This is a genomic window from Jeotgalicoccus halotolerans (assembly GCF_003387165.1).
In the GTDB taxonomy this organism is placed as follows: Bacteria; Bacillota; Bacilli; order Staphylococcales; family Salinicoccaceae; genus Jeotgalicoccus; species Jeotgalicoccus halotolerans.
The window spans coordinates 33,936-41,856 of record NZ_QUMW01000002.1 but is presented as its reverse complement, the minus strand read 5'-3'; the positions used below and the strand labels follow the sequence as shown (position 1 = coordinate 41,856).

Sequence of the window (7,921 nt, the reverse complement as noted above, 5' to 3'; positions counted from 1 at the left end):
GTTTCATAACTCTCAACTGATCCGCAGCTGTTACAAATGAATTGAAATTGCCCTTTAGCTAAATCGAATTGTTTACAAGAACCGCAATACAGACCACGTTTCAGTCTAGTAATATCAGCATGTTCAACAAAATATGAATTTTTTGCCACTGTATCTCTTATGAGAAGTACAATTTTTTTCGCGTTTTCATTTTATCGTACAGGCATTCTCTGTCAAAACCTTTCTGAATGTTATACAAATTACATCTTTCTTCAAAATCTAATTCCGTTCTCTTTTCCAGCGCTTTATAGTATAAAAATTCCGGTGACATAAGATGCTTGTTTAAAAACATTCCATCTCCTCCTAAAATAAGTTTTCTCTCCCTATATAATAGGCGAAAATAAAAGGTTGTCTCTCAAAAATCCAACGAGATATAAAAATAGTAAAACTGCTAAATATTCCGCACAATAAAGCAAAAAACACCGCAATCCTATAGGGAGAGCGGTGTTTCCATAAATATATATTATCTGTCGCGCATCGTCGGGAATAACAGAACATCTCTAATAGATGCTGAATCCGTCAACAGCATAACTAAGCGGTCGATACCAATACCGAGTCCGCCGGTTGGCGGCAGACCGTATTCCATTGCTTCCAGATAGTCTTCATCCATTTCATGCGCTTCATCATTTCCTGCGTCGCGTTCTGCAACCTGCGATTCAAATCGTTCTCTCTGATCGATCGGATCATTGAGCTCCGTAAATGCATTCGCGTGTTCGCGGCGGACGATAAACAGCTCGAAACGGTCTGTGAAGCGCGGGTCTTCATCGTTTTTCTTAGCCAGCGGAGAAATCTCAACCGGGTGGCCGTAAACGAAAGTCGGCTGCACTAATTCTTCTTCTACTTTCTGTTCGAAGAATTCATTCAGAATGTGGCCGTAAAGCATCTTGTCATCAATTTCCACATTATGCTCTTTAGCCGCCGCTCTCGCTTCTTCGACTGTTGTGATGTCATAGAAGTTTACGCCGGTATATTCATTGACGATATCCACCATATGCACGCGTTTCCACTCAGGTGTTAAGTCGATTTCTTCGCCGTCATATGTCACTTTCATCGTACCGTTTACTTTTTCGGCAATGTAAGCAATCATTTCTTCAGTTAATTTCATAATGTCTTTATAGTCAGCGTATGCTTCATACAATTCCATCATTGTAAATTCAGGATTGTGGCGTGTAGAAACACCTTCGTTTCTGAATACACGGCCGATTTCATACACTTTTTCAATACCTCCAATAACGAGGCGTTTTAAGTGCAGCTCGAGTGCGATGCGCATGAATAAGTCTCTGTCGAGCGCGTTATGGTGAGTGATAAACGGACGTGCCTGGGCCCCTCCTGCGATTGAATGCATCATTGGAGTTTCCACTTCCAGGAAACCGATGCTGTCGAGGTAGTTGCGCATTTCCTGTATGATTTTGCTGCGTTTAATAAATGTGTCTCTCGAATCTTTGCTCGTAATCAGATCGAGGTAACGTTTACGGTAGCGTTCTTCAACGTCTTTCAAACCGTGATATTTGTCCGGCAGCGGACGGAGTGCTTTTGTAAGCAGCGTAAATTCAGTCGGTTTAATCGACAATTCACCAGTGTTTGTTTTAAACATCGGACCTTTAACACCAACAAAATCACCAAGGTCTGCCTGATTCCAGACTTCAAATGCTTCGTCTCCAATCTGGTCTTTTCTGACGTAGATTTGAATTTGTCCGGTAATGTCCTGGACGTGCGCAAAGCCAGCTTTACCTTTACCGCGCTTAGTCATAATACGGCCGGCAATGGCTGTGACTGATTCATTTTCTTTTTCCGCAAGCTCTTCTTTTGAAAACTCATCCCAGTCGGCAATAAGTTCTTCTGTATATGCTAGACGTTCGAAGCGTTTACCAAAAGGATCCATTCCCTGGTTTTTTAATTGCTGCATTTTTTCGCGGCGGACAGCCAGCTGGTCGTTCAGTTCTTCACTCACTATATTCCACTCCTATATATGTTGTAATAATATTTATATTAAAGTCACTCGGCTGATTGACTTTTATCTAATTTATCTTTAATTTTTTCTACCGTCATATGCAAGGTCGGATGTTCTCTTTTCGGCGCAATCTCGTTCAGCGGATCGATGACGAACGAACGCAGGTGCATTTCCGGGTGGGGCACTTTTAAGTCTGTCAGCTGCAGTTCGAGATCTTCGTAAAGGAGTACATCGATATCGATACTGCGCGGTCCCCACACTTCGTTTCTGACCCGCCCGAGCTCATGTTCGACTCCAAGCACCGTTTCCAGAAGATCAAGCGGCGTTAAATTCGTGTCCACTTCTATTGCCATGTTCATAAAGTCAGGCTGATCTGTTTTCCCGTAAGGTTTCGTTTCATACTGCGATGAAATTTTCGTTACTTCTATCCCTTGCACTTCGGATAATTTAGCGATTGCGTTTTTCAGACTTCCTTCTCTGTCACCGATATTGCTTCCGAGTCCGAGATAAGCTATTGCCATGATGTTTCCCGCTTTCCGTGCAGCGTGATTGCCACGCTTTCATAATTTCCATCTATTGGTGGATTAGGTTTAGTTATAGTTGTTTCTATCTCTATTATTTTATCATACCGGTCAAATAATTCCGTATTGATTTTACCAGCGAGGCGTTCAAGCAGACTCACCGGTTCACCTTTTACAATCTCTTCCACTATATTATATACTTCGCCGTAATGTACAGTAGCAGACAAATCATCTGTCTTAGATGCTGCTGTTAAATCAGTGTGAAGGACAAGATCCGTAATAAAATACTGTCCGAGTATCCGTTCTTCCTGAATGGCGCCGTGATACGCGTATGTTTTAATTCCATTAATATGAATTTTATCCATTGTAATCACCTTTTAGTTTCATATAGACATCTGCCGCCTGGCGGTTCATTTTCACGTTATGAACTCTGACTGCTTTGACACCCGCGTCAATACCGATAATCGTCGTCGCAAGTGTGCCTGCATCACGATCATCAGCATTTGTTTCTCCGCCAATCAGCTCTTTGACCATACGCTTTCTGCTTGTTGCAAGGAGCACCGGATAACCTTCAGCTGTAAGCCGGTCAAGATTCTGCATCACTTCTATTTCTTCTTCTCTCGATTTAACAAAACCGATGCCCGGGTCAAGCCAGATGTTTTCTTTTTTAACACCATGTTTTAAAGCGAGTTCAGCGGATTCTTTAAGCTCTCTGATCATATCTTCAGTCACGTTTTTATAAGTGCTGTGGTCATTATTATGCATTAGAAAAATCGGCACATCAAACTCTGCGACTACATCGAGTATTTTTTCATCGTAAATACCCCGCCATTGATCATTAATCATCGTCGCACCCGCTTCCAGTACAGCGCGTGCCACATCGCTTCTGAACGTATCGACTGAAATATCCGCAGTTATTCCTGCTTCTCTGAGCGCCTTCACCACTGGGGCCGTACGTTCAATTTCTTCTTCTGCAGTAATTTCAGTATAGCCCGGACGCGTTGAATATCCGCCGACGTCAATAATATCAGCGCCTTCTCCAACCATTTCCAGAGCGCGCTTCACAGCCGCTTCGACAGAATTGTACTTGCCGCCGTCGCTGAAGGAATCCGGTGTGGTGTTTAAAATACCCATTACTTTCAGTCTTTCCATTAAAATCTACCTCTGCTTTTACATAAATTGAATAGTCATATTATAACATGTTTAAAGATGATTATTCCTTCAAATATTTCCGGGGTAAAATATACAGCACACCAAAAAACTCCGCCTGCAGAGCAGACGGAGTTTTTCTATTTAAATTAGTCTTCGAAGTTAAATAATGGTGTTGATAAATATCTTTCGCCATTTGACGGCAGCACAACAACCACGTTTTTACCTTTGCCGAGTTCTTTTGCGACTTTGAGACCCGCTTTAACTGCAGCGCCTGAAGAAATACCGCCGAGGATACCTTCTTTTTTAGCAAGTTCTCTCGCTGTATCCATCGATTCTTCATTTTCAATTGCGATAATTTCATCATAGATATCAGTATCTAATGTCTTAGGAACGAATCCTGCACCGATACCCTGGATTTTATGAGGACCTGGTTCTTTCCCGCTTAAAACCGCTGAATCCGTCGGTTCAACCGCAACAACTTTAACATTTCCGAAGTTTTCTTTCAGTACTTTGCCGGCACCGCTGATTGTTCCGCCCGTACCGATGCCCGAAATAAACGCATCGATTGCAAAGCCTGCTGAATTCGCCTGTTCAACTAATTCTTTACCTGTTGTTTTAGCGTGAATTTCAGGGTTGGCAGGGTTCTCAAACTGCTGAGGCATAAAGTAACTGTCTTTTTCTGCAAGTTCCGATGCTTTTTTAATTGCGCCTTTCATACCGTCTGCTCCCGGAGTCAGAACAAGTTCTGCACCATAGGCACGCAGCAGGTTGCGGCGCTCTTTGCTCATCGTATCAGGCATCACTAAAATTGCTTTATAACCTTTTGATGCCGCTACCATAGCAAGACCGATACCGGTATTTCCGCTCGTCGGTTCAACGATTGTCATGTCAGCAGTTAATTCACCTGTTGCTTCTGCTTTTTCAATCATCGCTAAGGCAATGCGGTCTTTAACCGAGCTGCCCGGGTTCATAAACTCTACTTTTACATAAACATCTGCACTGTTTTCATCAGTCAGCTGGTTTAACTTTACCAGCGGTGTATTTCCGATTGCTTCTGAAATGTTATTGAATACGCTGTTCACAAGAAACACTCCTATCCCTAGTTAGTAACTATGAATAATATACCATTAAAACTGCCGGTTTTCAAACAATTAGCGGGTGATAAGTTCCTGCAGTTCTTCTTTTGTAATCCATTCTTTGTTGCGGCAGAAATGACAATCCGCTTCCGCGCCGCCATCTTCTTTAATCATCGTCATAATGTCTTTAGGATCCAGTGCGCTGATTGCATTTATAAAACGCTCTTTTGAACAATTACATTCAAAGCTGACCTGCATACTATCAAGTGATCTCCAGTTTTCTTCACCAAGAGCTTCATCTATAACTTGTTCAGGCGATAATCCTTTTGCAAGCAGTTTAGATACAGGCGTCATAGTTTTCGCACGTTCATTCAGCCATTCAATTGTTTCATCGCTTGCTGAAGGCAGCACCTGAATCACAAAGCCGCCCGCTGCCTGTATTGTGTTATCAGGATTAACTAAAACACCCAGTGCAACGATTGAAGGCACCTGTTCACTTGCATAGAAGTAGTACGAGAAGTCTTCGCCGAGTTCACCTGAAATTAATTCTACAGAACCGACAAAGTTATCTTTTAGACCGATATCTTTCGCTACACGCAGATATCCTTCAGTTCCGACAGCACGTCTCACATCAAGTTTGCCCTGGTCGTTTAAGTCAAAGTGCACTTCCGGATTGCCGAGATATCCTCTCACATGTCCGTGTGCATCACTGTCTACTACGATAGCGCCAACCGGTCCGCCGCCTTCAATTGTTACCGTCGCTTTATCATCACCTTTAAGCATCGCACCCATAATCACACCTGCAGACATCGAACGCCCAAGCGCAGCTGCCGCTGTCGGGTAGGCACCATGGCGGCGCACTGCTTCATTTATAGTTTCTGTCGTATCAACAGCAAATATACGCACTTCATCATTGAGACCTAAACCTCTAATTAAATAATCACTCATTTTTCATTCCTCCATACGGAAATTACATACAGTTTTATAATAAACTATAGTTTACTATCATGCATCTTAAATCAAACGTCAAAATTAATCAAACCGATTGCTCAAAATTTTACTAAATTGCATATATAAGTTGTGGTATCATTGCTTGTAAAGTTTTACAATTTCATATTGAGGAGTTTATTCTATGAATTTAAAAACGAAAATTGCGCGTCTTGCCGGACGCTCTTCCAAATATTTACTGCACCGCTTTACAACTGGCGGTTCGAGCTTACCAGGCAAACTCGCTTTAGCCATAGATCCTAACATTTTAACTTCGTTATCCAAAGACTACAGAACGATAATCATTACCGGAACAAATGGTAAAACGGTGACGACGGGTTTAACCGTCAATATACTTAAACAGCACTACAACCACGTTTTAACTAATCCTACAGGTGCTAATATGCAACAGGGTATCGTCTCAACATTTCTCAGTGATAATAAAGATACCGGCAGCGAGGAAAAGTTTGCAGTTCTGGAAGTCGATGAAGCATCTGTTAAACATATCACTAAATATATATCTCCTGAAATAATTTTAGTCACGAATATTTTTCGCGATCAGATGGACCGTTACGGTGAAATATACACAACTTATAATTTAATTTTAGAAGGCGTGAAAAAGTCTCCCGACACCATTTTAATGATGAACGGCGATGCCCCTATTTTTTCTACTCCGGATGTTCCTAACGAAAGACGCTATTTCGGCTTTCAGAATAACGATAAAAAAACAGATATTCTAGCTCACTATAATACAGACGGCATCATCTGTCCCCAATGCGAAAACATCCTGCATTATCATATGATTACTTATTCGAACCTCGGTGACTTTTTCTGCCCGCACTGCGGCTTCAGCCGTCCGGCTTTATCGTATACATTAACCTCTATCGATGAGCTGACTACCGAATCTTCGTTATTTACTATCGACGGTGAACAATATAACTTACAGGTCGCCGGACAATACAATATATACAATGCACTCGCAGCATTTTCAATCGCGCAATATTTAGATGTTCCATCTAAACTTATAAAAACAGGTGTCCACAGTGCAAAACGTATCTTCGGCCGACAGGAATCTCTATATATTAACGGAAATGATGTACGAATTAACCTTATTAAAAATCCAGTCGGGTTTAACCAGATTATTGAATTGATTAAGCTTGAAACAGAACCGTATATACTCATTACCATACTTAATGACCGTCATGCAGATGGTCAGGATATCAGCTGGATATGGGACGGAAATTTCGAAGATATCGCAGCCGACACTTTAAACCGGGGCGCTTATGTTAGCGGTATTCGCATGCAGGATTTACAAACCCGGATGAAAGTCGCCGGATTTAATGAAGAACAATTATTCAGCATTAAAGAACCTCGAGATGTACTCAGTCTTATTCGTAATTCACCAGCTAAAAAAGTATATGTGTTAGCAACATATACCGGCATGCTCGACTTGCGAAAAGAGATGGTTGAACAAGGTATTCTAAAGGAGAGAATGAATATATGACACTGGAAATATGCCACTTGTACGGGAACTTAATGAATACATATGGAGATAACGGCAATCTTTTAATGCTGCAATATGCAGCTAAATCACAAAATGTCAAAGTCAACACTACACTGGTATCTCTGGGAGATGATTTTAACGCTGACAAATATGATATTGTGTTCTTTGGCGGCGGACAAGATTATGAACAATCTCTCGTGTCGAAAGATATTCAAACAAAAAAGAATGAACTGCTGAAATATATTGAAAATGACGGTGTCGTTATTGGCATATGTGGTGGTTATCAACTGCTAGGTCATTATTATATTAACGCCAGCGGTCAATATTTAAATGGTATAGGCGCAATCGACTTCTACTCGGACAGTAAATCCTCGACAAGACTCATCGGTGATATTACAACTTATAATCAACGTTTCGATATTACTTTGTACGGTTATGAAAATCATGCCGGAAGAACTTATTTAGGTAAATCTGTCACTCCACTAGGAGAAATCAAAGAAGGTTATGGTAATAATGGAGAAGATAAAACCGAAGGATGTATGTATAAAAATACGTTCTGTTCCTACTTCCACGGCCCCATACTCGTACGCAATCAAGCACTGACAAAAGTAATTATTGATCTTGCCCTTGCTAATATGAACCGCCGCCAAAAATATATTAACGCATAAAAAAAGCTGCCCGGAGGCAGCTC

Annotated in this window: 9 protein-coding genes; 2 read left to right on the top strand and 7 right to left on the bottom strand. The window is 41.4% G+C overall.

Features of this window, described 5'->3' with window-relative positions; translation table 11 throughout:
- Positions 1-157 precede the first annotated feature (157 nt).
- The 7 genes from DFR63_RS11670 to hslO all read right to left on the bottom strand — a co-directional run bounded on the left by DFR63_RS11670 (position 158) and on the right by hslO (position 5,687).
- Positions 158-331: a hypothetical protein gene (locus tag DFR63_RS11670; RefSeq protein ID WP_162842243.1), complete on the bottom strand. Its 174-nt coding sequence runs from the start codon at positions 329-331 to the stop codon at positions 158-160.
- Between the two features lie 171 nt (positions 332-502).
- On the bottom strand, positions 503-1,990 hold the full coding sequence (lysS, locus tag DFR63_RS00715; protein WP_115883868.1) for a lysine--tRNA ligase: 1,488 nt from the start codon (positions 1,988-1,990) through the stop codon (positions 503-505).
- Positions 1,991-2,034: 44 nt separating this feature from the next.
- Entirely contained in the window at positions 2,035-2,511 is a 477-nt protein-coding gene (gene folK / locus DFR63_RS00710) for a 2-amino-4-hydroxy-6-hydroxymethyldihydropteridine diphosphokinase (RefSeq protein ID WP_115883867.1), read from the bottom strand.
- Positions 2,502-2,876: a dihydroneopterin aldolase gene (gene folB, locus DFR63_RS00705; RefSeq protein WP_115883866.1), complete on the bottom strand. Its 375-nt coding sequence runs from the start codon at positions 2,874-2,876 to the stop codon at positions 2,502-2,504. Before folB ends, folK begins: the two co-directional genes overlap by 10 nt.
- Positions 2,869-3,663: a dihydropteroate synthase gene (gene folP / locus DFR63_RS00700; RefSeq protein WP_115883865.1), complete on the bottom strand. Its 795-nt coding sequence runs from the start codon at positions 3,661-3,663 to the stop codon at positions 2,869-2,871. Before folP ends, folB begins: the two co-directional genes overlap by 8 nt.
- A 146-nt stretch (positions 3,664-3,809) precedes the next feature.
- Positions 3,810-4,745, bottom strand: a complete 936-nt coding sequence (cysK, locus tag DFR63_RS00695; protein WP_115883864.1) for a cysteine synthase A — start codon at positions 4,743-4,745, stop codon at positions 3,810-3,812.
- 69 nt (positions 4,746-4,814) lie between these two features.
- Positions 4,815-5,687: an Hsp33 family molecular chaperone HslO gene (gene hslO / locus DFR63_RS00690; RefSeq protein WP_115883863.1), complete on the bottom strand. Its 873-nt coding sequence runs from the start codon at positions 5,685-5,687 to the stop codon at positions 4,815-4,817.
- Positions 5,688-5,871: 184 nt separating this feature from the next.
- Here hslO and DFR63_RS00685 point away from each other — a divergent pair, with 184 nt between their 5' ends.
- The gene (locus DFR63_RS00685; RefSeq protein WP_115883862.1) at positions 5,872-7,230 is read left to right on the top strand and encodes a Mur ligase family protein; all 1,359 of its coding nucleotides are present in this window, start codon (positions 5,872-5,874) and stop codon (positions 7,228-7,230) included.
- Positions 7,227-7,898 (top strand): type 1 glutamine amidotransferase, encoded by a 672-nt coding sequence (locus DFR63_RS00680; protein ID WP_115883861.1) that lies wholly within the window; start codon positions 7,227-7,229, stop codon positions 7,896-7,898. The genes DFR63_RS00685 and DFR63_RS00680 overlap by 4 nt, the downstream gene beginning before the upstream one ends.
- Positions 7,899-7,921 lie beyond the last annotated feature (23 nt).